A 25,167-nucleotide genomic window follows, 5' to 3' on the forward strand; every position below is an offset into this window, starting at 1 on the left:
CGGGGGGTGTGGCCCCGGCCCGGCCGGCCCCCGGGGGGGGGGGGCCCCTCCCCCCCCCCCCCCCGGGGGGCCGGGCCCCCCCCGGGGGGGGGGCCCCCCCCCCCCCGGGGGGGGGGCCCGCCCCCACCGCCGTACGTACCGGCGCCGCCGTGTGGTCCGGCGGTGCCGGTCAGTGCACCGGCACCGGTTCGGGTGCGGCCGCGGAGGCCGCGCCCTTCTTGGCGCCGAGGTGGTTGAAGGCCAGGTTCAGCAGGATGGCCACCACGCAGCCGGTGCTGATGCCGGAGTCGAGGACGACCAGCAGGTCCTTCGGGAAGGCGTGGTAGAAGTCGGGCGCGGCGATCGGGATCAGGCCGATGCCCACGGAGGCTGCGACGATCAGGGCGTTCTCGCCCTTCTCCATGGCCGCGCCGGCCAGGGTCTGGATGCCGCTGGCGGCGACCGACCCGAAGAGGACGATCCCGGCGCCGCCGAGGACCGGCAGCGGGACCACGCCGATGACGGAGGCGGCCATCGGGCACAGGCCCAGCAGGATCAGGATGCCGCCGCCCGCGGCGACCACGAACCGGCTGCGCACCTTGGTCATGGCGACCAGCCCGATGTTCTGGGCGAAGGCGCTGCACATGAAACCGTTGAACAGCGGGCTGAGCGCGCTGCCGAGGGTGTCGGCGCGCAGGCCGCCCTCGATGGTCTTCGCGTCCGCGGGACGTCCGACGATCTTGCCCAGCGCCAGGATGTCGGCGGTGGACTCGGTCATGCAGACGAGCATGACGATGCACATCGAGATGATCGCGGCGACCTGGAACTGCGGGGCGCCGAAGTGGAACGGGGTCGGGAAGCCGACCACGGACGCGTTCCTGACGGCGTCGAAGCTGGTCATGCCGAGCGGCAGGGCGATGAGCGTGCCCGCGACCAGGCCGAGCAGGATGGAGATCTGCTGGAGGAAGCCGCGCAGGAACTTGCGCATCAGCAGGACGATGACGAGGGTGCCGGCGGCCATGCCGATGTTCTTCATCGAGCCGTAGTCGGCGGCGGTGCTGTTCCCGCCCTGCGACCAGTTGAAGGCGACGGGCAGGAGCGAGACGCCGATGAGGGTGATGACCGTGCCCGTCACGACCGGCGGGAAGAAGCGGACGAGTTTCCCGAAGTAGGGGGCGGCGAAGAAGCCGAGGATTCCGGCGACGATGATCGCGCCGAAGATGACGGGGATGGCGTTGTCCCCCTCCCCCTTGCCGATGGCGATCATCGGGGTCACACCGGCGAACGAGACGCCGTTGACGAAGGGGAGTTTGGCGCCGATCTTCCAGAACCCGAGGGTCTGGAGGAGGGTGGCGAGGCCGGCGGTGAAGAGCGAGGCGCCCATCAGGAAGGCGGTCTCGGTGGCGGAAAGCCCCACGGCAGGGCCGACGATCATGGGCGGGGCGACAACACCCGCGTACATCGCGGCCACGTGCTGGAGACCGCTCGTGAACATTTTCAGCGGAGGCAAGGTCTCGTCGACCGGGTGTTTCTCCCCGGAGACCTGCGGTACGGCGACTGCGTCTTTGCGAAACCTGGGCATTGCGGCCACGGCTTCCTCCGGTCGGGTAACACGTCGGCAGGGACGTGGGTGTCTTGGAGGTGGTGCGAAAGGAGTGCGAGTCGAGCCTGTATGGAGTTGTGGGTGGTGCGACTGCGTGTCCCAAGGGGTGCAGAAACGATTCGCCCAAAACCGGTTCCGCGCTGTTCTTCCAGCCGCGGGGGCTGGAGGTGCCGTGGCCATGGCGCGAAGCGCGCGCGGCAGCGCAAGTGGCACGAGTCACCGCCCCCGGGGCGCCTTCGGATTTCCTCAGGCGCTACCCGGGAACGGCTGCCGCGGACCCCGCTCGGGTCCGCGACCGCCGGCCGGGGGCCGTCCCCCCCGGCCGGACTTCTGGGGTGCCCCCCAGCGGTGGCTGGGGAGGGTCAGCCCTGCGCGGAGATCCGCGCCAGGCGCTGGGCCTCTTCCCGGGTGGACACCGCAATGGCGTCCTCGTCGGCGAAGAGAAGGCGGTTGTTCTCGACGATCTGCTTGCCGTTGACGAACGACGCGGTCACCGGGGCGGCCGCACCGAAGACCAGCGCGGTGACCGGGTCGGCGATCGAGGAGTGCAGGAAGGTGCTCAGGTTCCACAGCACCAGGTCGGCGCACTTGCCGACCTCCAGCGAGCCGATGTTGTCGGCGCGGCCGAGGACCTGGGCGCCACCGTACGTACCCAGGCGCAGGGCCTGGCGCGCGTTCAGGGCACGCTCGCGGTGGACCGGGTTCAGGCGGTTGATGAGGAGCGCGTTGCGCAGCTCGGTGTGTAGCTCACCGGACTCGTTGGAGGCGGTGCCGTCCACGCCGAGGCCGACCGGGACGCCGGCGGCGAGCATGTCCGGGACGCGGGCGATGCCGGCGGCCAGACGGGCGTTGGAGGACGGGCAGTGCGCGACACCGGTCTTGGTACGGGCGAACGCGGCGATGTCGGAGTCGTTCATGTGGACGCTGTGCGCCATCCACACGTCCTCGCCGAGCCAGCCGGTCGACTCGAAGTAGTCGGTCGGGCCCATGCCGAACAGTTCCTTGCAGAACTGCTCTTCCTCGACGGTCTCGGAGCCGTGCGTGTGCATGCGCACGCCCAGCCGGCGCGCCAGCTCGGCGCCCTGCTTCAGCAGCTCGGTGGAGACCGAGAAGGGGGAGCACGGTGCCACGGCGACCTGGGTCATCGAGTCGAAGGAGGCGTCGTGGAACTTCTTGACGGTCGCCTCGGTGTCGGCGAGCGCACCTTCGAGGGTCTCGACCGCGTGGTCCGGCGGCAGGCCGCCGTCCTTCTCGCTGCGGTCCATCGAGCCGCGGGCGAGGGTGAAGCGGACGCCCATCTCGGACGCGGCGCGGATGATCGAGCCGGACAGGTCGCCGGAGCCCTTGGGGAAGACGTAGTGGTGGTCCATCGCGGTGGTGACGCCACCCTTGGCCATCGCGGCGAGGGAGCCCTGCGCGGCCGTGTACGTCATCTGCTCGTCGATGCGCGCCCACGTCGGGTACAGCGCGACCAGCCAGTTGAAGAGGTTGTGGTCGGTGGCCAGACCACGCGTGATCCACTGGTAGAAGTGGTGGTGCGTGTTGACCAGACCGGGGGTCACGAGGTGCCCGGTGCCGTCGATGCGACGTACGACGTTCTCGAGGTTCTCGGGGGCCTTGCCCGCGCCGATCGACTCGATCCTGTTGCCGGCGACGACGATGTGCCCCGAGGCGTACTCGGTGTCGTTGGCGTCGACGGTCGCGATCGCACAGTTCTCGATGACGATGCGCTCGACCGCGCTGTCAGGGGCTGCCGATGCTGCCATGGGACTTCCTCGTGCTTTCAGTGGCGGTATGGGCACGGCAAGGCCCAGGAGATTTGAGTGCCGGAGCCGGGGGCCTTGACAGCTGACAGTACTGCCGCCCCGAGTGATGCGTCCGGGTGCCGATTCAGGAAGCTGAAGAGTGTCGCGCGGTCCCGGGGCCACTGCGGAGCCCCGGGACGCGCGTGCCGCATCAGAGGTTGGTCATGTCCACGGGGATACGGGCGTCAACGCCGTCCCGGAGAACAGTGGCCTCGATCAGACCGTACGGGCGGTCCGCGGCGAAGTAGACCTCGTTGTCGTTCTTGAGGCCGAAGGGCTCAAGGTCCACGAGGAAGTGGTGCTTGTTCGGGAGCGAGAAGCGGACCTCGTCGATCTCCGAACGGTGGTTGATGATGCGCGAACCCATCTGGTACAGGGTCTGCTGCAGCGAGAGGGAGTAGGTCTCCGCGAAGGCCTGGAGCATGTGCTTCCGGGTCTCGGCGTAGGACTTCTCCCAGTTGGGCATCCGCTGGTCGTCGTCCGACCAGCTGAAGCGCCAGCGGGCCGACACCTGGGTGGCGAGGATGCGGTCGTACGCTTCCTTCAGGGTCGTGTACTTGTCCTTCACGTAACCCCAGAACTCGGAGTTCGTGGAGTTCATGACGACGAGGTCCTTGAGGCCGGAGATGACCTCCCAGTTCTTGCCGTCGTACGTGATCTGGGTGACCCGGGTCTCGCCGCCGTTGCGGACGAACGAGTGGTTCACCTCGTCGGAGCCGATGAACTTGGAGTTGGCGTCCGAGGTGGCGATCCGGGACCAGGAGTACTCCTCGATCCGGATGCGCGCCTTCTGGATCGGCTCCTGGCTGTTGACGAACCAGCGCGCCAGGTGGATGCCGAACTGCTCGGCGGACTCGATGCCGTACTCCTTGGCGAACGCGTACACCGTGTTCTTGGTGGTGTCCGTCGGCAGGACGTTGGCGTTCGAGCCGGAGTAGTGGACGTCGTCCATGTCGCCGGAGAGGGCGACCGAGACGTTCAGGTCCTTGATGTGGTGCGTGTCGCCGTCCCGCGTGATCTTGACGACGCGGTTCTCTGCTTTGCCGTACTGGTTCTGGCCCAGAATCGTGGCCATGCTAGCTCCCTCGGTAAACGGAGTAGCCGAACGGGTTGAGCAGCAGCGGTACGTGGTAGTGCTCGCCCGGGTTCACCGCGAAGGTGATGGTGACCTCGGGGAAGAACGCACCGCTGTCCCTTACGCGGGGGGCGTCCTGCTGCGCCTCGGCTTGCTTCTTCTCGAAGTACGTCTCGGTCTCGAAATCGAGACGCACGTGGGTGGTGCCCTCCGGCAGCGCCGGCAGGTCCTTGCAGCGCCCGTCCGCATCGGTGGCGGAGCCGCCCAGGGCCGCCCACTCGCCGTCCAGACCCGTACGGGCCGACAGGGAGATGGCGACGCCCTCGGCGGGCTTGCCGATGCTGGTGTCCAGGATGTGCGTGGACACCGACGCGGTGGTCTCGGTGCTCATGATCGGTCTCACTCTCCTTCAACGCGTTCGACGAGGCGGGTCAGGCGGATCTTGTTGATCTTGACGAGCTCGCCGCGGGCGATTTCCCGCTCCCGCTCCGGCGAGTTGTCGATCCGGACCTTGACCGCGTCCCGCATGAACTCACCGGTCGCACCGGTGGCGCAGATGAGGAAGACGTGGCCGAACTTCTCCTGGTACGCCAGGTTCAGTTCGAGGAGCTCGTTCTTGAGCTCCTCCGAGGCGCCGGCCATGCCACGCTGCTCGCGGGCGGAGGTCGGGTCTCCCGGCTTCGGCCGGCCGATCGGCGCGTGGCCTCCCATCGCTTCGCCCAGGTCGTCCGCGGTGAGCTCCGCCATGGCGGATTCGTTCGCGGCGAACAGGGATTCCGCGGTGGTGAAGGGGCGCTGGGCGAGCAGCTTGCTCCCCCACGCCGAGCTGGCGCACACCTCGTGCAGCTCGGCCGCGGCCGCGCTGTCGTCCAAGGCGTTGAACCGGGTGAGACCCGGGGTCGGACTCGAAGTCACGGTAGGCCTCCGTGGCCTGTTGTTGCTTTGACGGGCTGCGCATAGCTAACGCCCTCGACAACACGGCGTCAACACTTTGTTGAAACTTCCCGTACACAAAAGCCGCCGCCCGGGTGAATTGGGCGGCGGCTCGTCACTGCGGGTCAGCAGTCTCTCACTCTTGGCTGCTCTTGGCGCTGCCTTTGGGGCCGGAATCCCGGTTCAGGTAGTTGTAGACCGTGAAGCGGCTTACGCCCAGGGCGCCCGCGACCGTTTCCACCCCGTGCCGCACGGAGAAGGCGCCCCGCGCCTCCAATATCCGCACCACGTCCTGCTTGGACTTCCGGTCGAGCTGCGACAACGGTACGCCGTGCCGGCGCTCCAGGGCCGCCAGGATGTGGTCCAGCGAATCCGAGAGCTGCGGCAGGCGCACGGCCAGCAGGTCCTGGCCCTCCCAGCTGAGCACGACGTCGTCGGGCTGCGCCAGGGCCGGATCCATCAGCTCGCCACCCATGGCGTCCACCAGCGGCTTGACCGCGGTGACGAAGGGGTGGTCACGGGGCTCCGTCATGGGGTGTCCTCCCCGATCACGTTGACCTGGAGCGAGACGCGCGTGGCTCCGGCCTCCAGGGAATCGCGCAGCAGCGCGCCCACGGCAGCCAGTACCTGGTCGGCCTCGCCCTCGGCGGTGTTGCCGAACGGACCGACGTCCACCGCGTCCAGCCGGGCCTTCTGGATGACCTCTCGCGCGGCCACGGCATGGGCAGGAGCCTCTTCGAGGTCGAAGGGCTCGGTCGTGAACTCCACTCTCAATCGCACGCGGTCAAGCTACCCCGCGGTCCGGTTTTTCCGGCAGTCCGTACTTGACATCCGGGACAAGCCCGATGCAGTCTTCCATCAAGCAGAAACTAACTTCCGCAATACGGAAGGAGCGCACACCCCTCATGGGATACACGGACCAGCGCTTCGATGTAAACCTTTCGATCCTCTTCACGGAACTCCCGCTCCTGGAGCGTCCCGCGGCTGCCGCCGCGGCGGGCTTCACGGCGGTCGAGCTGTGGTGGCCCTGGATCGAGACCCCCACCCCCGCACAGGAGGAGCTCGACGCCCTCAAGAAGGCTCTTGAGGACGCCGGCACCCAGCTGGTGGGCCTGAACTTCTACGCCGGCCAACTGCCGGGCCCGGACCGCGGTGCGGTCTCGGTTCCCGGTGCGGAGTCGGAGCGCTTCAACGCCAACATCAACGTGGCCGCGGACTTCGCGGCCTCGGTCGGCTGCAAGGCGCTGAACGCCCTGTACGGCAACCGCGTCGAAGGCGTGGACCCGGCCGTACAGGACGAGCTCGCGCTGAAGAACCTGGTCGTGGCGGCCCGGGCCGCGGACCGCGTCGGCGCGATCCTCCTGATCGAAACCCTCAACAAGCCCGAGTCGCCGCTCTACCCGCTGGTGAGCGCCCCGGCCGGCATCGAGGTCGTGGACAAGGTGAACGAGGCCACCGGCCTCGGCAACGCCAAGTTCCTGCTCGACCTGTACCACCTGGCGATGAACGATGAGGACCTCTCCGAGGTCATCGAAAAGTACGCCGCCAAGACCGGGCACGTCCAGATCGCGGACAAGCCCGGACGAGGTGCCCCCGGCACCGGCGAGCTGCCCCTCGAGGAGCTGCTCGACCAGCTGAAGAAGGCCGGATACGAGGGCTACGTAGGCCTGGAGTACAAGGCCGCCGACGCTGCCGCGTCCTTCGCATGGCTGCCGGCCGAGGCCCGCGCCGCGAAGTAGGCGGACAAAGTCCAGGCGATCAGCCAGGCACGTCACGAACTTTTCGTACAAAGCATTAAGAGAAGGACCCTCATCATGAGCAACCCCGCTGCGCTCCCGTCGATTGCCTGGATCGGTCTCGGCATCATGGGCTCCCCCATGGCCGAGAACCTCCTGAAGGCCGGCTACTCGGTCACCGGCTTCACCCTGGAGCAGGACAAGCTGGACCGCCTGGCCGCCGCCGGCGGCTCCGTGGCCGGCTCGATCGCCGAGGCCGTCAAGGACGCCGACGTCATCATCACGATGGTGCCCGCCTCCCCGCAGGTCGAGGCCATCTCCTACGGTGCGAACGGCATCCTCGAGAACGCGAAGTCCGGCGCGCTGATCATCGACATGTCGTCGATCACCCCGCAGACCTCGGTCGACCTCGCGAAGAACGCCGCCGAGAAGGGCATCCGCGTCATCGACGCCCCGGTGTCCGGCGGCGAGGCCGGCGCCATCGAGGCCGTCCTGTCGATCATGGTGGGTGGCGAGCAGGCCGACTTCGACGCCGCTCTGCCGATCCTCGAGGCGCTCGGCAAGGTCATCGTCCTCTGCGGCCCGCACGGCTCCGGCCAGACGGTGAAGGCCGCCAACCAGCTCATCGTCGCGGTGAACATCCAGGCGTGCGCCGAGGCCGTCGTCTTCCTCGAGAAGTCGGGCGTGAACCTCCAGGCCGCCCTGGACGTCCTCAACGGCGGTCTGGCCGGCTCCACGGTCCTGACCCGCAAGAAGGACAACTTCCTGAACCGCGACTTCAAGCCCGGTTTCCGGATCGACCTGCACCACAAGGACATGGGCATCGTCACCGACGCCGCCCGCAACGTCGGTGCGGCCCTCCCTGTCGGCGCGGTCGTCGCCCAGCTGGTCGCCTCGCTGCGCGCCCAGGGTGACGGCGGCCTGGACCACTCCGCCCTGCTCCGTGCGGTCGAGCGCCTCTCCGGCGCTCAGATCTGAGCACTTCCCCTCTCCCAGGGGATCCGAGTCTCCGGATGGCGCCGGTGCTGACACCTGTCCTGTCGCGCCCAAGCGCCGGCGCCGTCCGGATCACCACTCGTCTTTCAACTTCGTTCAACAAACTGTTGACGTTTAGTTGCCGCCGAAATTAGGCTGTTCCGCATGACGGAAGACGCTTTCCGTCAGCAGTTACCCGTACGGAAGGTCACCATGTCGAAGCGCACGCTGACGACCGAGTCCGGCGCCCCGGTCGCCGACAATCAGAACTCCGCCACCGCCGGCGTCGGTGGCCCGCTCCTGGTCCAGGACCAGCAGCTCCTCGAGAAGCTTGCCCGCTTCAACCGCGAGCGCATCCCGGAGCGCGTGGTGCACGCCCGCGGCTCCGCCGCGTACGGCTACTTCGAGGTGACGGACGACGTCACCGCGTACACCAGCGCCGCGTTCCTGAACACGGTCGGCAAGAAGACCGAGACCTTCCTGCGGTTCTCCACCGTCGCCGACTCGCTCGGCGGCGCGGACGCGGTCCGCGACCCGCGCGGCTTCGCGCTCAAGTTCTACACCGAAGAGGGCAACTACGACCTCGTCGGCAACAACACCCCGGTGTTCTTCATCAAGGACCCGATCAAGTTCCCCGACTTCATCCACTCCCAGAAGCGCGACCCCTTCACGGGCAAGCAGGAGCCGGACAACGTCTGGGACTTCTGGGCGCACGCCCCCGAGGCCACGCACCAGATCACCTGGCTGATGGGTGACCGCGGCATCCCGGCGTCGTACCGTCACATGAACGGCTACGGCTCCCACACGTACCAGTGGACGAACGAGCAGGGCGAGGCCTTCTTCGTCAAGTACCACTTCAAGACGAACCAGGGCATCCGCTCCCTGTCGGGCGAGCAGGCCGCCGAGCTCGTCGGCAAGGACGCGAACTCGCACCAGACCGACCTGCTCCAGGCGATCGAGCGCGGTGTGAACCCGAGCTGGACCCTCTACGTCCAGATCATGCCCGCCGCCGAGGCCGCGGACTACCGCTTCAACCCGTTCGACCTCACCAAGGTGTGGCCGCACAGCGACTACCCGCTGCAGCGCGTGGGCCGTCTGGTCCTCGACCGCAACCCGGACAACGTCTTCGCCGAGGTCGAGCAGTCCGCCTTCTCCCCGAACAACTTCGTCCCGGGCATCACCGCCTCGCCGGACAAGATGCTCCAGGGCCGTCTCTTCGCGTACGCCGACGCCCAGCGCTACCGCCTCGGTGTGAACCACACCCTGCTGCCGGTCAACGCCCCGAAGGCGACGCAGGCCGACAACTACGGCCGCGACGGCGTCATGGCGCTGCGCAACGGCTCGCGCCACGACAAGAACTACGAGCCCAACTCGTACCAGGGTCCGGCCGAGACCGGTCTGGCGCTGGGCGCCCCGAAGGCCGTCTCCGGCTACACGGGCACCCACGAGGCCCCGGCCCACACCAAGGACGACGACTTCTTCCAGGCCGGTGAGCTCTACCGCCTGATGTCGGAGGCCGAGAAGCAGCGTCTGGTGGCGAACATCGCCGGCGGCCTGTCTCAGGTCACCCTCGAGGACGTCATCGAGAAGAACCTGGCTCACTTCCACGCCGCGGACGCCGACTACGGCCGTCGCGTCGAGGAGGCCGTGCGCGCCCTGCGCGACGCCTGAGCCGCACAGCTGTACCGGGGGCCTGACGGGAGGTCAGGCCCCGGGTGCTGAGCCCGACCCGTGGACCCGGATGAGGGGTGGTACGCGGCGAGGGCAGGACGAGGACCGTGGCGGGCGTGCGAGCCAGTGCGGTGGTAATGGGTTCCGAGGCCCGTCTCTTGACCTGAGGGAGACGAAGCCGGAGTTCTCGTCGCCGACCGCCACGGTCCCAGCCAATCCTCTCCGTACAGGGGCTACGCACAGAGCCCCCTGCACGCGGAGGAACCCACCTCCCCAACCCACTCCGCCCGGCGGTGCGAACGTCCTGTCGCGCCAGCCTCGCACCGTCGGGCGGTAACAACCAGAGCGCCGAGTCACGGACGGTCCCGTGACTCGGCGCTTTGTCGTTCCCCCCGCCCGGTCCACTACCCGAGTCGCTGTCCGAGGGGCTCGGTGAGCCGGCCGTACAGCTCGGGGCGACGGGTCTGCAGCAGGCCGAACTCCAGCCAGTCGCGGCGCTGGTCGAGGTCGAGATCGGCGACGAGGACGGCGGGCCGGTCGCGGGGCGCGCGCAGCACGACCCGGCCGTAGGGGTCGGAGATGAACGAGGAGCCGTAGAAGGTGGAGCGGCCCTCGGTGCCGGTGCGGTTGGGCACGATCATGAACAGGGCGTTGGCGAGGCCGTTGGCGCTGATGGCGTGTTCCCACATGGGCCGGGTGTCGAAGTCCGGCAGGCCCACCTCGGAGCCGATGGCGGTGGGGTGGACGAGGATCTCGGCGCCGTTCAGGGCGTAGGCGCGGGCGAGTTCGGGGAACCACTCGTCCCAGCAGGTCGGGAAGCCGAAGCGGGCGCCCTGGTGGGAGACGACCGGGAAGCCGCTGTCGCCGGGGCGGAAGCAGAGGTCCTCGCGGTAGCCGGGGAAGGCGGGGATGTGGTTCTTGCGGGTCCGGGCGATCAGCCTGCCGTCCGCGGCCACGCAGACGGCGGTGTTGTATCCGAGGCCGCCGTCCTCGGCGCGTTCGTAGAGCGAGGCGTGCACGGTGATGCCGAGGTCCGTGGCGAGCTCGGCGGCCAGCCGGACGGTCGGTCCGTCCTCGACGTCTTCGAGGTGGCGCGCCGCGCCCTGCGCCATCGGATCGTCGGTGGTGCAGAAGTACGGGCTGCGGGTGAGCTCGGGGAGGCAGACGACGGTGGCCCCCTCGGCGGCGGCCAGGGCCACGCCCTCCCGGAGCCGGCCGTCGTGCTCGTGCTCGTCGGCGTACCAGCGCATCTGGACGAGGCCGACGCGCAGGGGGACGCGCTCGGCGGGCTCGGTGCGGGCCGGGGAGCCGAGCGGGGAGCCGTAGGAGGTGAGGAGTGCGTAGCTCATGCCGTCAGGTCCTCGCGCCGCGCGGGGAGTTGCTGGGTGATGCAGTGGATCCCGCCGCCGCCGTACGCGAGGACCGGGGTCGGTACGCCGACCACCGTGCGGCCGGGGAGTGCGGAGGCGAGGACGGCGAGGGCGGCCTCGTCCTCCGGGCCCCCGCTGACGGGGACCACGCAACCGCCGTTGGCGAGGTAGAAGTTGAGGTAGCCGACCTCGACGGGGGTCCCCGCGACCTCCCCGTAGGTGGTCTGCGGGAGGACGACGATCTCCAGGGCACGGCCGCGGGCGTCGGTCGAGGCCTCCAGGACGGCGAGGTTGGCGCGCATCCGGGCGTAGTCGGGGTGGGCGGGGTCCTCGGGGAGGGAGACGACCACCTTGGCGGGGGCCACGTAGGCGGCGACCCCGTCCACGTGGCCGTCGGTCTCGGTGTCCTCCAGGCCGCCGTAGGGCAGCCAGATGACCTTCTCGACGCCGAGGCGGCGCTTCAGCTCGTCCTCTATCTCGGTGCGGCTCATGCGGGGGTTGCGGTTGGGGTGCAGCAGGCACTGCTCGGTGGTGATCAGGGTGCCCTGGCCGTCGACGGTGATGGCACCGCCTTCGAGGATCATCGAGGAGTGGACGCGCCGGGTGCCGAGCCGGTCCAGGAGGAGCGAGGCGAGCTTGTCGTCGGCGGTCCAGGGGTAGTGCTTCTCCCCCCAGGCGTTGAAGCGGAAGTCGACGCCGACCCGGTCTCCGTGCTCGTCGTAGGCGAAGATCGGACCGGAGTCGCGGAGCCAGGAGTCGTCGGCCGGCAGCTCCACGACCTCGATGCCGTGGCCGTGGCCGTGACCGTGACCGTGACCGTGACCGTCGGAAGTGTCCGCGGTGTCGGCCGCGGTGGCCGCGGTGGCCGCGCCGCAGATGCTGCGGGCTTCGTCGGCCAGTCCGGGCGCGGCGATCATGATCACGGGCTCGAACGCGGAGATGGCGCGGGCCACCGCGGCGTACTGCTGCTTGGCGGCCTCGAAGGCCGGCCCCCACAAGGACGCGCGGGTCGGCCAGACCATCAGGCAGGCCTCGTGCGCGGCCCATTCGGCGGGCATGCGCTGATTCATGCGGGTGCGCCCTCGGTGCGATGAGGACGATCCGACGACCACTAACGATCTGACTGAAATTTCAGTCAGGATCGAAGAGACTGAAAGGCACGTCAGGATGTCGGGTTGGGGCTATGGTGAGTCCTGACTGAAAGGTCAGTCAAGAGGTATCCGGCAACCAACCGAAAGGTGCGGGCAAGAGTGGCCGACCGCCAGGCGTTGATCTTGGAAGCAGCCGTACGCGTCATCGCGCGCAACGGCGTCAGAGGGCTGCGCGTCGAGGAACTGGCGGCCGAGGCGGGGGTCTCCACCGCGCTGATCTACTACCACTTCAAGGACCGCGCCGGCCTGGTCCAGCGCACGCTCGCCTTCATCAGCGACCGCGCCACCGGCTACACCGAAGAGGCCCTCAAGGACACCGAGGACGCCCGCGAGGTGCTGCTGCAGCTGCTGCTGAGCGAGCTCCAGGACACCCCCCGGGTCCGCGAGAACAGCATCGCCTGGGGCGAGCTCCGGGCCAGCGCCGTCTTCGACACCGACCTGCGCGCGACCCTGGCCGAGTCCACCCGCTCCTGGTCCGAGGACACGGCGGAGGCCATCTCGGACGCCCAGGCGGCCGGCCTCGCCGATCTGCACGTCACGCCGCTGGACGCCGCCGAGCGGCTCACCGCCCTGGTGGAGGGCCTCAGCGAGCGCTGGCTGAGCGGCTCCCTGTCCCTGGACCGGGCCCGCGCGCTGCTGACCGGCGCGGTGGACGCGGAGCTCGGCCCCGTCCCCGCGTAGGCCCTGCCCGGCGGGCAGGTCCCTCCGGATCTGCTCTTGAACGGCCCCCGGACGCGGAACGACCCCCGCTCCTCCTGACGGAGGGGCGGGGGTCGTCGCGTACTGCTCGGGGCGTTCCGATCAGACCTTGAGGGTCTTGATCGCGGTCGGGGCGTGGCCCGGCTCGGTCGCGAGCTCCTCGAACTCGGTGACGTCGCTCATGTCGACCGTCTTGCTCATCGCGATGTTGGTGACGCGCTCCAGGATCGCCTCGACGACGACCGGGACCTGGAACTCCTGGGCCAGCTTCTTGGCCTCCTCGAAGGCCTCGCCCAGCTTGTCCGGGTCGGTGACGCGGATCGCCTTGACGCCCAGGCCCTCGGCGACCTTGACGTGGTCGACACCGTAGACACCCAGCTCGGGGGTGTTGATGTTCTCGAACTCGAGGTTGACCTCGAAGTTGATGCCCAGGCCGCCCTGCGCCTGACGGATCAGACCCAGGTAGGCGTTGTTCACGAGGACGTGGACGTAGGGGACCTTGTGCTGCGCGGCGACCGCGAGCTCCTCGATCATGAACTGGAAGTCGTAGTCGCCCGAGAGCGCGACGATCGGGGTCTCCGGGTCCGCGGTGGCGGCACCGATCGCGGCCGGGATGGTCCAGCCGAGCGGGCCGGCCTGGCCGCAGTTGATCCAGTGGCGCGGGCGGTAGACGTGCAGGAACTGCGCGGCCGCGATCTGGGAGAGACCGATGGTGGTGACGTAGCGGGTCTCCGGGCCGAAGACCTTGTTCATCTCCTCGTAGACGCGCTGCGGCTTCAGGGGGATGTTGTCGAAGTGCGTACGGCGCTGCAGGGTGGCCTTGCGCTCCTGCGCCGAGGCGGCCCAGGCGGAGAAGTCCGGCAGCTTGCCCTCGGCCTTGAGCTCCTTGGCGATCTCGATGAAGAGCTCCAGCGCGACCTTGGCGTCGGAGGCGATGCCGAAGTCCGGGGCGAAGATCTTGCCGAGCTGGGTGGGCTCGATGTCGACGTGGACGAACTTGCGGCCCTTGGTGTACGCGTCGAGGTTGTAACCGGTGTGACGGTTGGCCCAGCGGTTGCCGATGCCGAAGACGAAGTCCGACTCCAGGAACGTCGCGTTGCCGTAACGGTGGGCGGTCTGCACACCGACCATGCCGGCGGCCAGCTCGTGGTCGTCCGGGATGGTGCCCCAGCCCATCAGGGTGGAGATGACCGGGACGCCGGTCAGCTCGGCGAACTCGACCAGCAGGTCGGAGGCGTCGGCGTTGATGATGCCGCCGCCGGCGACGATCAGCGGGCGCTCGGACTCCAGCAGGAACTGCAGGGCCTTGGCGGCCTGGGCGCGGGACGCCTGCGGCTTGTAGACCGGCAGCGGCGTGTAGGTCTCGGGGTCGAACTCGATCTCGGTCAGCTGGACGTCGATCGGCAGGTCGATCAGGACCGGGCCGGGACGGCCGGAGCGCATCAGGTGGAAGGCCTCCTGGAACACGCCGGGAACCTGCGCGGCCTCCAGGACGGTCGTGGCCTTCTTGGTGACGGGCTTGGCGATCGAGGCGATGTCGACGGCCTGGAAGTCCTCCTTGTGGAGCTTCGAGACCGGAGCCTGACCGGTGATGCACAGGATCGGGATCGAGTCCGCGATCGCGGAGTACAGGCCGGTGATCATGTCGGTGCCGGCCGGGCCCGAGGTGCCGATGCAGACACCGATGTTGCCCGCCTTGGCCCGCGTGTAGCCCTCGGCCATGTGCGAGGCGCCCTCGACGTGGCGGGCCAGCGTGTGCGCGATCCCGCCCACGTTCTTGAGCTCGCGGTAGAACGGGTTGATCGCAGCACCGGGCACGCCGAACGCTTGTTCGACACCCTCGAGCTTGAGGATCTCAACTGCAGCGGCGGCGGCTGTCATACGAGGCATCAGGTTCTCCTGCGGGTCTGGCGGTCAGGCTTTTCCGTAATCCGGAAGTTTTGTTCTGCTATACGGAACAAGCTAAGTGGCGGCTCCGTCGGCGTCAAGGCGGTAGGGGACCCCGGAACCCACCAAAAGCCGCGTCTCGCTCGGTGAGTTGTACAAATGACCGATCCGGCGACCCGAATCCCCCGGAAATGGCGTGCGCTCTCGCCCCCGCCGTCGCCGGTGGTGGAGCATGGACCTACGCACAGCGACGAGGGGGTCCAGGTCTCATGGCGGAAGCGGTACCGGTGCGCTGCCCGGCGTGCCTGCGCGACAACGGCTACACCGCGCCGGTCTTCCCCTGCGCCTGCGGAAGCCCGGTCCATCCCCCGCTGGACCTGGCCGCGCCGCCGGTGCCGCTGACGCATCGCACCTGGTCGGACAGCTGGGTGGCGGTGCGGTGCACGGCCTGCGGGCGGGAGAGCGAGTGGCCGCAGCCCGAGCTGGGCTGCGGATCGTGCGGGACGGTGGTGCGGATTCCGGTCCACCCGCTGGAGGGCGTGGACTCCGGAGAAGGGGACGGGGACGGGGACGAGGCCGCTCAGGGGCGGGCCGGCGGCGGGGTACAGAGGGACGGCGCGACTACGGGGCGGGGCGCGGTCCTGGACGGCCCGGACCGCCGCCGGTCCGGCCCCGGGCCGGATCCTCACGACGCGGGGCCCGATCCGCGCGGCGCGGATGGGGCAGGCCGCACCGCCGGCGGCCGGCCGGCCCAGGTGCCACTGCCGCCGACCGCTCCGCTGCCGCGGCCCGCCTTCCGGCCGGTGACCATCCGTACGGCCCGCGACGCGGTGGCCACGGCCGCGCTGTACCTGCGCTGGCTCGGCTTCCAGGACGTACGGCAGCCCGACGCGCGCCCGATCCCCTCCGCGGCCGTCGACCTGCGGGCTCCGGGTCTGGTCGCCCAGGTGGACCCGACCACCGCGCCGGCCGGGCTGCGGGCGGTGGAGTGCGTCTGGCTGAACGGACTCACAGCTTCCGCGACCAGCGTCTACTTCGCCCTCGCCGGGTACACGGAGGACGCCCGCACCCGCGCGGACGATCTCGGCATACCGCTGTTCGTCATGGACCTCACCGGAATGCCGCAGCCGGTCAACGACCCGGCGGACGACCTGGTCGGATCGGGGGCCTAGGACGACGGCCTGGGCGTCGGCATGATCCGCAAGGGGGGCGCTTAAGCTCGTAGGCGTTACTTGCTTACTTTCTTACGCCTGCCGAGGAGAGCCCGATGAGCCTGTACGACATCCCGCTGACCACCCTGTCCGACGAGCCCACGAGCCTCGCGGCGTACAAGGGCAAGGCGATCCTCCTGGTGAACACCGCCTCGCAGTGCGGGCTCACCCCGCAGTATTCGGGACTGGCCCGTCTGCAGTTCAAGTACGAGGAGAAGGGCTTCACCGTCATCGGCGTGCCCTGCAACCAGTTCGGCGAGCAGGAGCCCGGCAACGCCGAGGACATCCAGACCTTCTGCGCGGCCGGCTTCGGCGTCACCTTCCCGATCCTGGAGAAGTCCGAGGTCAACGGCGAGAACCGGCACCCGCTGTACCGGGAGCTGGTGAAGGCCTCGGACGCGGAGGGCGAGGCGGGGGACATCCAGTGGAACTTCGAGAAGTTCCTGATCTCCCCCGCCGGTGAGGTCGTCGCGCGCTTCCGTCCGCGCACCGAGCCCGAGGCCCCCGAGGTCATCGCCGCGATCGAGACACACCTCCCGGCGTAAGGACTCGGCCGCGGTTCCCCCGCGGACGCGGATTCCCGTACGGGCTCGGCTTGCCGCACGGGCTCGGATTCCCGTACGGGAGGCTGTGCGGGCTCGGCTCAGCCCAGGTCGGCCTCGTCGTACTCCCCCTTCGAGCCGGCCGCGGTCAGCTCCCGCAGCTCCACCCGGCGGATCTTGCCGGACACGGTCTTCGGGAGCTCGCCGAACTCGATGCGGCGGATCCTCTTGTACGGGGACAGCACCGCGCGGGAGTGCTCGAACAGCACCCGGGCCGTCTCCGGCCCGGGCTCCCAGCCGCCCGCGAGGGTGACGTACGCCTTCGGGACCGCCAGCCGCAGCTCGTCGGGGGCCGGGACGACGGCGGCCTCGGCGACCGCCTCGTGCTCCAGCAGGGCGCTCTCCAGCTCGAACGGGCTGATCTTGTAGTCGGAGGCCTTGAAGACGTCGTCGGAGCGCCCGACGTAGGTGAGGTACCCGTCGGCGTCGCGCGCGGCGATGTCGCCGGTGCGGTAGAGCCCGTCCGCCATGGCCTCGGCGGTGCGCTCCGGGTCGTCGCGGTAGCCGGTGGTCACCCCGGCGGGCCGGGCGCCCAGGTTCACGCAGAGCTCGCCCTCGTCCGGGGACTCCTTGCCGGTGACGGGGTCCAGCAGCACGATCTCGTAGCCGGGCGCCGGGCGGCCCATGGAGCCGGGCTTGACCGGCACCCCGGGGAAGTTGCCGACCTGGAGGGTGGTCTCGGTCTGGCCGAAGCCGTCGCGGATGGTGATGCCCCAGGCCTCGCGGACCTTGTCGATGACCTCCGGGTTCAGCGGCTCACCGGCGGCGACGGCCTCGCGCGGGGGCCTGGCGAGCCGGGTGAGGTCGGACTGGATCAGCATCCGCCACACGGTGGGCGGGGCGCAGAAGGTGGTCACGCCGTGCCGGTCCATCTCGGCCATCAGCCGCTCGGGGTCGAAGCGGGTGTAGTTGTGGACGAAGACGGTGGCGCCGGCGTTCCAGGGGGCGAAGAGGTTGGACCAGGCGTGCTTGGCCCAGCCGGGCGAGGCGATGTTGAGGTGCACGTCGCCGGGGCGCAGCCCGAGCCAGTACATGGTGGAGAGGTGCCCGATGGGGTACGAGGCGTGCGTGTGCTCGACGAGCTTGGGGCGGTCGGTGGTGCCGGAGGTGAAGTACAGCATCAGCGGGTCGGTGGCGAGGGTCTCCCCTTCGGGGGTGAAGGCGGTGTCCGCGCCCCGCATGTCCGCGAGCCGCCGCCAGCCGGCCGGGATCTGCGGACCGGCGGCGATCCGGGTGTAGCCGCCCGGCACCTCGTCGAACTTGGCCGTGTCCTCGGCGCGCACGATGACGTGGCGCACCTGGCCGCGCTCGACGCGGTCGCGCAGGTCGGCCGGGCCGAGCAGGGGGGTGGCGGGGATGACGACGGCGCGCAGTTTCATCGCGCCGAGCATCACCTCCCACAGCTCGCGCTGGTTGCCGAGCATGACGAGGATCCGGTCGCCGGGCGCGATGCCCTGCTCGCGCAGCCAGTTGGCGGCCGCGCCGGAGCGTGCGGCCAGCTCGGCGAAGGTGAGCGCCTCGCTGGTGCCGTCCTCCTCGACGATGCGCAGGGCGTCGGCGTCGTTGCCGGCGGCGATGTGGTCGAACCAGTCCAGCGCCCAGTTGAAGCGGTGGGGGCGGGGCCAGGTGAATCCGCTGTGGGCGGCCTCGTAGTCACCGCGGCGCTCGAGCAGGAAGTCCCGCGCGGCGAGGAACTCGGCGGTGCCGCTGTTCTGCGTACTTTCGGTCGTCATGGCAGGTATCGTGCCGCGTCCGCCGTACGGACCACCAGTACGACGCCGGGCGCGAGTTGACCGTTGACGAAGATCCGGCCGCAGCCGGCACGAGGGTCAGCCGCGGGACGTCGTTCCGAAGCGTACGGATGCCACGGCAGCGGGCCCGGCCTCGTTGCCGGCCCCGCGCCCGCGACCGCCCCCGCGACCGCCCCCGTTCCCGCCCCTGTCCCCGTCCCGCATGTCGGCGATCACCCGCTCCCCCTCGGCGACGATCTCCTCCTTCTGCGCCTTCGAGGCTCGATCGAACAGCTCTACGGTGAGCACCGCCCCCTCCAGCTTCCACAGCCCGGCGACGAACCCGTCGACGAGCAGGGTGCAGTGGGCCTGGTTCCCGGTCCAGGTACGGCCCTTGATCTCGGGCGCGACCACGCGGGTGCGGTCGGCGTGCGAGAGGAGCAGGTTGTCGAACTCGGGGAGGAAGCGGGGCGGCGCCGGGGTGTCCGGGTCGGGGCGGGGCGCGTCGGGGAGGTCGAAGAGCTCGACGCCGTTCTCGTCGCGGAAGACCGCCAGGTCCGGCCGCAGCCGCTCGAAGGCCTCGCGCAGCCGGGTGAGGCCGGCCCAGATCTGCATGTCCTTGACGGAGGCGGGCCCGAAGGCCGCGAGGTAGCGCAGTACGACGTCGTCCACGGGCTGCGGCGCCCCGGCGGGCCGGCCGAGCCAGTTCTCGGCGGTGGTGAGCCGGACCTGCCCGCTGCTCCCCCACACCCCGCGCGGGGTGACCTGGACCAGCGGCAGCCGGCAGCGCGCGGCGACGGACAGCGACTGCGGGTCGGCCTCGGGCCACTCGCGGAGCAGTTCCTCGCGGATTTCGGCCATGGTGCGCGGCGCGCTGTCGACGAAGGCGCGTGCGCGTTCGGCGAGGCGGTCCAGGTCCACGCCGACGAGCCCCTTGCGGAAGTAGGTGACCTCGCGGTCGCGGGCGGGCTGGACGAGGGGGCGCAGGGTCAGGGCGTCGTGCGCGGTGTGGGTGTGGATGGTGGAGCGCATGGTGACCATCCGGACGACCTCGCGGGACTCCATGAGCCCGGCGAGCTCGGCGGGCCGGAAGCCGGCGAGCCGGGCGTGGAGCTGGAAGTAGGGCGGCTTGACGTTCTGCGCCTGCAGTCCGAGCAGGTGGGTGACGGCGCCCTCGGCGGACATCTCGGCGCGGCTGAGCAGCAGCTGGCGGGCGAGCGTGGCACGGTTCAGAGCGCGGGTGCCGAGTACGGGATGCGTCGTCGTGGAGGCCATGACAACAAGCTAGCCCCCCTTGCGGACAGCCCCGGTCCGCAACTCCATTCCTTGCGCACGTAACGCCCTTTCCCCCCGATACCCTGACCCTGCCCCTTGCCGGAACGAAACCCGCACTGAACGCACCTCGACCGGGAGCTGACCTGCGATGTCGGAGCGCCCAGACCGCCGCACCCCGCCGCCGCCCGCCGCGAAGCGCCCGCCCTGGCGGCGCGGCCCCGCTCCGGCCGCCGCACCCCCGGCGGGGCCGCCGGCCGCCCCGCAGCCCGTACCGCCGGCCGCCGCTCCCACGAACCACCGCAGCGTGATCGACTCGGCCGTCTACCGCGACGGCCGCCGGGTCGCCTCCCCCACCACCCTGGCCGACACCTTCCGGCAGCTGCACGAGCTGCCCGACGGGATGGCCTGGATCGGCCTCCACCGGCCCACCCAGCCCGAACTGCACTCCCTCGCCGCGGAGTTCGACCTCCACGAACTCGCCGTAGAGGACGCCCTGGAGGCCCACCAGCGCCCCAAGCTGGAGCGCTACGGCGACACCCTCTTCGTCGTCCTGCGCGCCGCCCGCTACCTCGACGTCCAGGAGGAGGTCGACTTCAGCGAGCTGCACATCTTCGTCGGCCCGGACTTCCTGATCACGGTCCGCCACGGCGGCGCCCCGGACCTCTCCTCCGTCCGCCACCGCATGGAGGAGAACCCGGAGCTCCTCTCGCTCGGCCCGGAGGCCGCCCTGTACGCCATCCTCGACGCGGTGGTCGACGGGTACGCCCCGGTCGTCGAGGGCGTCCAGACCGACATCGACGAGATCGAGACGGAGGTATTCCGCGGCGACCCGGCGGTCTCCCGCCGCATCTACGAACTCTCGCGCGAGATGGTCGAGTTCCAACGCGCCACCCGCCCGCTGGTCGGCATGCTCCACGCCCTGATGGCCGGCTTCGCGAAGTACGGCACGGACGAGGAACTCCAGCGCTACCTCCGCGACGTCGCCGACCACGTCACGCACACCAGCGAACGCGTCGACGGCTTCCGCCAGGCCCTCACCGAAATCCTGACGGTCAACGCCACCCTGGTCTCCCAACAGCAGAACGCCGAAATGCGCGCCCTGGCCGAAGCCGGCTTCGAACAGAACGAGGAGATCAAGAAGATCTCCTCCTGGGCCGCGATCCTCTTCGCCCCCACCCTGGTCGGCACCATCTACGGCATGAACTTCGAGACCATGCCGGAACTGCACTGGGCGGCGGGCTACCCCTTCGCGATCCTGCTGATGGCGGTGGTCTGCACGAGCCTGTACGTCATCTTCAAGAAGCGCGACTGGCTGTGAGAGTTCGTGGTGCGCCCGTGTCGTGAGGAACGGGGCCAGGAGGCCGATGGGGTCGGCGTCTTGTCGGGGTCATTGGTCGTTTTCGCGGAACGCACCCGGCGGGGTTCAGCGGCACAGGGCGGTGTCCACGGCGCGTTCGAGACTTCTCCGGCCGGCCTCGTCGGTGAGCTGCATGGTGACCGCGACGTTGATGGCACGGCCGTCGTCGGTGGCGCCGCCCCGGGTCTCGTACCCCGGGAAGCTGCCGCCGTGGCCCCAGGAGAGGCCGCCGCACGGCAGCGGCCTGCTGACGAGTCCCAGTCCGTAGCGGGCGGCGGGGCCGAAGGTCGCTTCGGCGGGGACGGTGGAGCGCATCTGGGCGAGCTGGGCCGGGGGCAGGAGTTGGCCCGCCAGGAGTGCGCCGAAGAAGCGGTTGAGGTCGGAGTTGGTGGAGACCATCTGGCCTGCCGCCCAGCCCCAGGAGGGGTCGATCTCCGTGATGTCGCGCAGCGGTCCGTCCGCCGCGTCGCGGAGGTATCCGTGGGGGTGGGGCTCCCGGATGCTCGCGTCACCGGGGGCGGGGAAGTAGGTGTGGCGCAGCCCGATGCGCTTGATGATGCGCCGGTCGATCTCCTCGGCGAGGGGGCGGCCGGTGAGCTTCTGGACGATCAGGCCGGCGAGCACGTAGTTGGTGTTGCTGTACTTCCAGCTCGTCCCGGGGTCGAAGTCGGCCGGGTGCCGGAGGGCTGTGTCGAGCAGTTCGCGGGGGGTGTAGTACCGCACGTCGTCCCCGAGGTAATTGCTGTAGTTGGGGAGTCCGCTGGTCTGCTGGAGGAGGTGGCGGACCTTGATGCGCCGTCCGTCGATCCCCTCCCCGCGGACGAGTCCGGGCAGGTAGGTGTCCACCATCGTGTCGAGGCCGATCTTCCCTTCGCCGACCAGCTGCAGGACGACGACCGCGACGAAGGTCTTGGTGTTGCTGCCGATCCGTACCTGGCCGTCCCTGGGCACCTTCGAGCCGGTGGCCAGGTCGCCGACTCCTGCGGTGTAGGTGCGGGTGCGGCCGTCACGGTCCTGGACGCTCGCCAGCGCGGCGGGCATCCCGTCGTCGCGCACCAGCGCGTTCAGGGCCCGCTGGACGGCGTCCGGCCTGGCAGTGGCAGCGGCGGAGGCGCTGGACGGGGCGAGGACGCCCGTGGTCATGACGCCGATGACCAGCGCGGCCGCGGCCGACAGGGCTCGTCGCCGCCCGCCGCCCTGCTGCTGCCGGGTCGGGGAAGGAAAGCCCTGCCGGGTCTGAGTTCGCATGAGTCAACTCCTGGGGAATCGTTCGGTCGGAGCACGAATCCTGGTTTCCAGGGCCCTCTGAACGCATCGCGGGAAGGCGGGAGAAATCACTCCCCCGATCGGGGGAGGCTGCCGGTGCGCTGCCCGGCGATACTGGCGATCATGATCAGGGGAATTCGGCCGCTGCTGCGCGGCTCCACGTATTCGGGTGCGCTCTTCGCCTATTGCGGCGCTTTGGCGAGCCTTCCGCTGCTGCCTTTCGCCCTGTTGCCGGCGCTGTCGTGGCGATCCGCTCCCGAGAGCGTGCAGATCGTCCTGGTCCTGCTGGTCTGGGCGGTACTGGTCGGCGTGGCCGGACTGGCGCGGCCCGTACGGCGGGCGCTGGTCGTGTCCGCCCGCCGGCTGCTGCGGGTGCCGCTGCCGAATCCGGTGGCCGGTCGCCGGACTTCCGGTTCTCCCGGCCTCGACCGCTGGCGGACCCCGCTCTGGCTGGTGCTGTACGTGGCCGTCGGGTGGGCGGGGGCGCTGGCGAGCGGGGTGCTGTTCCTCATGGGCGTCTCCCTGCCGGGGAACTGGCTCGGCGGAGAGGCGCGGGCGAGTCTGTTCGGCACGTCGGTCCGGGTGTCGGACGGGTGGAGCAGCTGGGTGGTGGCGGCCGTGTGCATCCTGCTGGCGGCGGCCGTCTGCGTACTGGTCACGAAGACCCTGCGGTGGTCGGCGCCACGGCTGTTGGGACCGTCGGCAGCCGAACGGCTCGCGCTGGCCGCCGAACGGGAACTGCTGCTGGCCGAACGCAACCGGATCGCGCACGAGTTGCACGATTCGATCGGGCACACATTGACGGCGGCCACCATCCAGGCGGCGGTGGCCGGCGAGGTGCTCTCCGCCGACCCGGAGGCGGCGCGGGCCGCCATGCGCAGCATCGAGGAGTCGACGCGGGCCGCGCTGGAGGACCTGGACTACGTACTCGGAGTGCTCCGCGAGGAACAGTCTGGGACGGCGCCGACCCGGACCCTGGCCGACCTCCCCGAGCTGCTGGACCGCCTGCGGCACGCGGGGGCGGTGGTGGAACCTGAGCTGTCGGGTCCGCTGGCACAGGTGCAGGGGACGCTCTCCCGGGCGGCGTACCGGATTCTCCAGGAGGGGCTGACGAACGCGCTGCGCCACGGGGCGGGCGGCCCCATCGAGGTCCGGGTGGCGGCCGGACCGGACGGACTGGATCTCACGGTGGTCAACCGGACCGGGGCACGGACGCGACCGGGCCCGGATACCTTCCCGACCTCCGGCCACGGTCTGCCCGGACTGGCCGAGCGCGTCAAACTGCTGCACGGTGAGTTCCGGTCCGGCCCGGACGGGACGCAGCACTGGCGGCTGACCTGCCGGCTGCCGGCACAGGTGTCGGCGTGAACGGATCCGACGCGGGCGACGGCACGGCCCTGCCTTCCGTCACCGGACCTTCCCAAAGCAGCCCTTCCGCCATCAGCCCCTGCGTCACCCTCCTGATCGCGGACGACGACGAGGTCACCCGCAGCGGCCTGCGCCTGCTGCTCGCCGCGCAGCCGGGGATCACGGTGGTCGGCGAGGCCGCCGACGGGGTCGAGGCGGTCGAACGGGCGAGGCTCCTGCGCCCGGACGTGGTCCTGATGGACGTCCGGATGCCGCGTCTCAACGGGATCGAGGCCACCCGCCGGCTCCTTGCCGAAGCGGCCGAACCGCCGAAGGTCGTGGTGATCACCACCTTCGAGAACGACGGCTACGTCACCGCCGCCCTCAGCGCGGGCGCCAGCGGCTTCGTCCTCAAGCGCCTCCCGGTCCGCCGGATCGCCGAGGCGGTCCGGGTGGTGGCGGCGGGCGAAGCGGTGCTCTTCCCGGCCGCACTGGGCCGCATGGTCGCCCCCCGCCCGCTGGGCTCCGCAGAGGCCCTGCCGCGGGCCGCCCTCACCGGCCGGGAGGAGGAGGTGCTGCGCCTGATGGCCACGGGACTCTCCAATCCGGAGATCGCGGAGTCCCTCACGGTGAGCCTGGAGACGGCCAAGACGCACGTCGGGAATGTGCTGACCAAGCTCGGCGCGCAGAACCGGACCCATGCGGTGGTGATCGCCTACGAGTCCGGCCTGGTGGTCCCGGGCTTCGCCGGCTGACCGGCTTCCGTACGGGCCGCCGCGAAGTGGCTCCGCCCTGCCGTGTGCGACACCCTCGGGCCGACCACCACCGCGGGCGGCGCGTGCAGGGAGCTCATCGCCGTAAGCCAGGAACGGATCGCCGTGAACCAGGAACGGCTCGATCACGCCAGAGCCGTCGGCACGGGGATTCTCACGAAGATCTGTTCCATCGGCTGACCGTCGAATGAACCGGAAGGCCGCCCGAGGAGCACCGGCGCCCGTGCGTCGACAGGGGCAAGGCCTTGGCCGGCGTGGTGGCGACCGGCGTGCCGACCGTCTGTACAAGCCTGTACGTCATCGCCAAGAAGCACGACAGGCTGTAGGCGGCTCATCAAAAGCCCATCAACTTCGCCCTTGCGAACGTCAGGACAGCTCGAACCGCCGCCACTCGGATCCCGCGATCCGATCCTCAAGTGATGTCCACACATATGGGCAATACCTCACACACACCCGGCACCCCGTGAACAGGTCTTCGCCAGCCACCGATGAGGCCCGTCCAGGGGGCGGTTGGCGGTCTCCCGGATCGATGTGAGAGATTGCCACTCCTTTCGTGAAGAACTGCTTGACGAATCGTTAGCAAGAGGGGTGGCCGGTAGCAGATGCGGGACTGAAAGGCCTTGTCAACCCGCTGCTGTGACACCCGGGTTGGCCGGATCTGACGCCATAGCAGGCGTCCGAGGGGGCGAAGATCCGGTGATAGCATCCCGACATCTGTGATC

The 25,167-nt window shown here is 70.0% G+C and carries 22 protein-coding genes; 9 read left to right on the forward strand and 13 right to left on the reverse strand.

Going from position 1 to position 25,167, the window contains the following annotated elements; translation table 11 throughout:
- Positions 1–169: 169 nt before the first annotated feature.
- The 7 genes from ACFYZ4_RS34410 to ACFYZ4_RS34440 all read right to left on the reverse strand — a co-directional run bounded on the left by ACFYZ4_RS34410 (position 170) and on the right by ACFYZ4_RS34440 (position 6,175).
- A complete protein-coding gene (locus ACFYZ4_RS34410) occupies positions 170–1,570 on the reverse strand; it encodes a nucleobase:cation symporter-2 family protein (RefSeq protein WP_390785772.1) in 1,401 nt (466 codons plus the stop codon).
- A 374-nt stretch (positions 1,571–1,944) separates the two neighbouring features.
- Positions 1,945–3,348: an 8-oxoguanine deaminase gene (locus ACFYZ4_RS34415; RefSeq protein ID WP_351287125.1), complete on the reverse strand. Its 1,404-nt coding sequence runs from the start codon at positions 3,346–3,348 to the stop codon at positions 1,945–1,947.
- A 190-nt stretch (positions 3,349–3,538) separates the two neighbouring features.
- Complete coding sequence (gene pucL / locus ACFYZ4_RS34420; protein WP_254381168.1) at positions 3,539–4,462, reverse strand: factor-independent urate hydroxylase; 924 nt, start codon at positions 4,460–4,462, stop codon at positions 3,539–3,541.
- Position 4,463: 1 nt separating this feature from the next.
- Positions 4,464–4,853 carry a hydroxyisourate hydrolase gene (uraH, locus tag ACFYZ4_RS34425; protein ID WP_030390359.1) on the reverse strand — a complete coding sequence of 130 codons (390 nt, stop codon included), beginning with the start codon at positions 4,851–4,853 and terminating at the stop codon, positions 4,464–4,466.
- Between the two features lie 8 nt (positions 4,854–4,861).
- Positions 4,862–5,377, reverse strand: a complete 516-nt coding sequence (uraD, locus tag ACFYZ4_RS34430; protein WP_390785773.1) for a 2-oxo-4-hydroxy-4-carboxy-5-ureidoimidazoline decarboxylase — start codon at positions 5,375–5,377, stop codon at positions 4,862–4,864.
- 154 nt (positions 5,378–5,531) lie between these two features.
- On the reverse strand, positions 5,532–5,927 hold the full coding sequence (locus ACFYZ4_RS34435) for a helix-turn-helix domain-containing protein (RefSeq protein ID WP_030715200.1): 396 nt from the start codon (positions 5,925–5,927) through the stop codon (positions 5,532–5,534).
- Positions 5,924–6,175: a thiamine-binding protein gene (locus ACFYZ4_RS34440; protein ID WP_351287120.1), complete on the reverse strand. Its 252-nt coding sequence runs from the start codon at positions 6,173–6,175 to the stop codon at positions 5,924–5,926. The genes ACFYZ4_RS34435 and ACFYZ4_RS34440 overlap by 4 nt, the downstream gene beginning before the upstream one ends.
- A 125-nt stretch (positions 6,176–6,300) precedes the next feature.
- Here ACFYZ4_RS34440 and ACFYZ4_RS34445 point away from each other — a divergent pair, with 125 nt between their 5' ends.
- The 3 genes from ACFYZ4_RS34445 to ACFYZ4_RS34455 all read left to right on the forward strand — a co-directional run bounded on the left by ACFYZ4_RS34445 (position 6,301) and on the right by ACFYZ4_RS34455 (position 9,777).
- Positions 6,301–7,134: a TIM barrel protein gene (locus tag ACFYZ4_RS34445; protein WP_351287118.1), complete on the forward strand. Its 834-nt coding sequence runs from the start codon at positions 6,301–6,303 to the stop codon at positions 7,132–7,134.
- 75 nt (positions 7,135–7,209) lie between these two features.
- Positions 7,210–8,109, forward strand: a complete 900-nt coding sequence (locus ACFYZ4_RS34450) for a 2-hydroxy-3-oxopropionate reductase (protein ID WP_351287117.1) — start codon at positions 7,210–7,212, stop codon at positions 8,107–8,109.
- A gap of 210 nt (positions 8,110–8,319) precedes the next feature.
- On the forward strand, positions 8,320–9,777 hold the full coding sequence (locus ACFYZ4_RS34455) for a catalase (protein ID WP_351287157.1): 1,458 nt from the start codon (positions 8,320–8,322) through the stop codon (positions 9,775–9,777).
- A 404-nt stretch (positions 9,778–10,181) separates the two neighbouring features.
- Here the strand turns inward: ACFYZ4_RS34455 and ACFYZ4_RS34460 are convergent, their stop codons facing one another.
- Positions 10,182–11,126, reverse strand: coding sequence for a nitrilase-related carbon-nitrogen hydrolase (locus ACFYZ4_RS34460; RefSeq protein ID WP_351287115.1), 945 nt, complete (start codon positions 11,124–11,126; stop codon positions 10,182–10,184).
- On the reverse strand, positions 11,123–12,217 hold the full coding sequence (locus ACFYZ4_RS34465) for an agmatine/peptidylarginine deiminase (RefSeq protein ID WP_390785774.1): 1,095 nt from the start codon (positions 12,215–12,217) through the stop codon (positions 11,123–11,125). Before ACFYZ4_RS34465 ends, ACFYZ4_RS34460 begins: the two co-directional genes overlap by 4 nt.
- A 180-nt stretch (positions 12,218–12,397) precedes the next feature.
- Between ACFYZ4_RS34465 and ACFYZ4_RS34470 the strand changes: the two genes are divergently transcribed.
- The gene (locus ACFYZ4_RS34470; RefSeq protein WP_390785775.1) at positions 12,398–12,979 is read left to right on the forward strand and encodes a TetR/AcrR family transcriptional regulator; all 582 of its coding nucleotides are present in this window, start codon (positions 12,398–12,400) and stop codon (positions 12,977–12,979) included.
- A 120-nt stretch (positions 12,980–13,099) separates the two neighbouring features.
- Here ACFYZ4_RS34470 and gcl read toward each other — a convergent pair whose 3' ends face one another.
- Complete coding sequence (gene gcl, locus ACFYZ4_RS34475) at positions 13,100–14,887, reverse strand: glyoxylate carboligase (RefSeq protein ID WP_351287110.1); 1,788 nt, start codon at positions 14,885–14,887, stop codon at positions 13,100–13,102.
- Between the two features lie 266 nt (positions 14,888–15,153).
- Here gcl and ACFYZ4_RS34480 point away from each other — a divergent pair, with 266 nt between their 5' ends.
- Both ACFYZ4_RS34480 and ACFYZ4_RS34485 read left to right on the forward strand, forming a co-directional pair.
- A complete protein-coding gene (locus tag ACFYZ4_RS34480; protein WP_390785776.1) occupies positions 15,154–16,056 on the forward strand; it encodes a hypothetical protein in 903 nt (300 codons plus the stop codon).
- Positions 16,057–16,151: 95 nt separating this feature from the next.
- The gene (locus ACFYZ4_RS34485; protein ID WP_390785777.1) at positions 16,152–16,640 is read left to right on the forward strand and encodes a glutathione peroxidase; all 489 of its coding nucleotides are present in this window, start codon (positions 16,152–16,154) and stop codon (positions 16,638–16,640) included.
- 98 nt (positions 16,641–16,738) lie between these two features.
- On the opposite strand, the gene ACFYZ4_RS34490 is transcribed toward ACFYZ4_RS34485, so the two are convergent.
- Together ACFYZ4_RS34490 and ACFYZ4_RS34495 are read right to left on the reverse strand one after the other, a co-directional pair.
- Positions 16,739–18,430, reverse strand: a complete 1,692-nt coding sequence (locus ACFYZ4_RS34490; protein ID WP_390785778.1) for an AMP-binding protein — start codon at positions 18,428–18,430, stop codon at positions 16,739–16,741.
- 96 nt (positions 18,431–18,526) lie between these two features.
- Positions 18,527–19,702, reverse strand: a complete 1,176-nt coding sequence (locus tag ACFYZ4_RS34495) for a winged helix DNA-binding domain-containing protein (protein ID WP_390785779.1) — start codon at positions 19,700–19,702, stop codon at positions 18,527–18,529.
- Positions 19,703–19,850: 148 nt separating this feature from the next.
- On the opposite strand from ACFYZ4_RS34495, the gene ACFYZ4_RS34500 reads away from it, so the two are divergent.
- Positions 19,851–21,020 (forward strand): magnesium and cobalt transport protein CorA, encoded by a 1,170-nt coding sequence (locus ACFYZ4_RS34500; RefSeq protein ID WP_390785780.1) that lies wholly within the window; start codon positions 19,851–19,853, stop codon positions 21,018–21,020.
- A gap of 105 nt (positions 21,021–21,125) precedes the next feature.
- Here the strand turns inward: ACFYZ4_RS34500 and ACFYZ4_RS34505 are convergent, their stop codons facing one another.
- Positions 21,126–22,307 (reverse strand): serine hydrolase domain-containing protein, encoded by a 1,182-nt coding sequence (locus ACFYZ4_RS34505; RefSeq protein ID WP_390785781.1) that lies wholly within the window; start codon positions 22,305–22,307, stop codon positions 21,126–21,128.
- Positions 22,308–22,448: 141 nt separating this feature from the next.
- Here ACFYZ4_RS34505 and ACFYZ4_RS34510 point away from each other — a divergent pair, with 141 nt between their 5' ends.
- Positions 22,449–23,693 (forward strand): sensor histidine kinase, encoded by a 1,245-nt coding sequence (locus ACFYZ4_RS34510; RefSeq protein ID WP_390785782.1) that lies wholly within the window; start codon positions 22,449–22,451, stop codon positions 23,691–23,693.
- A 29-nt stretch (positions 23,694–23,722) separates the two neighbouring features.
- Positions 23,723–24,427, forward strand: coding sequence for a response regulator (locus ACFYZ4_RS34515; protein WP_390785847.1), 705 nt, complete (start codon positions 23,723–23,725; stop codon positions 24,425–24,427).
- Positions 24,428–25,167: the final 740 nt, after the last annotated feature.

It is taken from the genome of Streptomyces sp. NPDC001513, from assembly GCF_042894695.1.
Taxonomy (GTDB): domain Bacteria; phylum Actinomycetota; class Actinomycetes; order Streptomycetales; family Streptomycetaceae; genus Streptomyces.

Bases quoted from the DNA above. Each gene is read 5' to 3' on its own strand.
- ACFYZ4_RS34455 (WP_351287157.1), top strand. From the start codon at position 8,320: ATGTCGAAGCGCACGCTGACGACCGAGTCCGGCGCCCCGGTCGCCGAC.
- pucL (WP_254381168.1), bottom strand. From the start codon at position 4,462: ATGGCCACGATTCTGGGCCAGAACCAGTACGGCAAAGCAGAGAACCGC.
- ACFYZ4_RS34435 (WP_030715200.1), bottom strand. From the start codon at position 5,927: ATGACGGAGCCCCGTGACCACCCCTTCGTCACCGCGGTCAAGCCGCTG.
- ACFYZ4_RS34490 (WP_390785778.1), bottom strand. From the start codon at position 18,430: ATGACGACCGAAAGTACGCAGAACAGCGGCACCGCCGAGTTCCTCGCC.
- ACFYZ4_RS34445 (WP_351287118.1), top strand. From the start codon at position 6,301: ATGGGATACACGGACCAGCGCTTCGATGTAAACCTTTCGATCCTCTTC.
- ACFYZ4_RS34510 (WP_390785782.1), top strand. From the start codon at position 22,449: ATGATCAGGGGAATTCGGCCGCTGCTGCGCGGCTCCACGTATTCGGGT.
- ACFYZ4_RS34500 (WP_390785780.1), top strand. From the start codon at position 19,851: ATGTCGGAGCGCCCAGACCGCCGCACCCCGCCGCCGCCCGCCGCGAAG.
- ACFYZ4_RS34415 (WP_351287125.1), bottom strand. From the start codon at position 3,348: ATGGCAGCATCGGCAGCCCCTGACAGCGCGGTCGAGCGCATCGTCATC.
- ACFYZ4_RS34450 (WP_351287117.1), top strand. From the start codon at position 7,210: ATGAGCAACCCCGCTGCGCTCCCGTCGATTGCCTGGATCGGTCTCGGC.
- ACFYZ4_RS34460 (WP_351287115.1), bottom strand. From the start codon at position 11,126: ATGAGCTACGCACTCCTCACCTCCTACGGCTCCCCGCTCGGCTCCCCG.
- ACFYZ4_RS34495 (WP_390785779.1), bottom strand. From the start codon at position 19,702: ATGGCCTCCACGACGACGCATCCCGTACTCGGCACCCGCGCTCTGAAC.
- ACFYZ4_RS34480 (WP_390785776.1), top strand. From the start codon at position 15,154: ATGGCGGAAGCGGTACCGGTGCGCTGCCCGGCGTGCCTGCGCGACAAC.
- ACFYZ4_RS34485 (WP_390785777.1), top strand. From the start codon at position 16,152: ATGAGCCTGTACGACATCCCGCTGACCACCCTGTCCGACGAGCCCACG.
- ACFYZ4_RS34505 (WP_390785781.1), bottom strand. From the start codon at position 22,307: ATGCGAACTCAGACCCGGCAGGGCTTTCCTTCCCCGACCCGGCAGCAG.
- gcl (WP_351287110.1), bottom strand. From the start codon at position 14,887: ATGCCTCGTATGACAGCCGCCGCCGCTGCAGTTGAGATCCTCAAGCTC.
- ACFYZ4_RS34465 (WP_390785774.1), bottom strand. From the start codon at position 12,217: ATGAATCAGCGCATGCCCGCCGAATGGGCCGCGCACGAGGCCTGCCTG.
- uraH (WP_030390359.1), bottom strand. From the start codon at position 4,853: ATGAGCACCGAGACCACCGCGTCGGTGTCCACGCACATCCTGGACACC.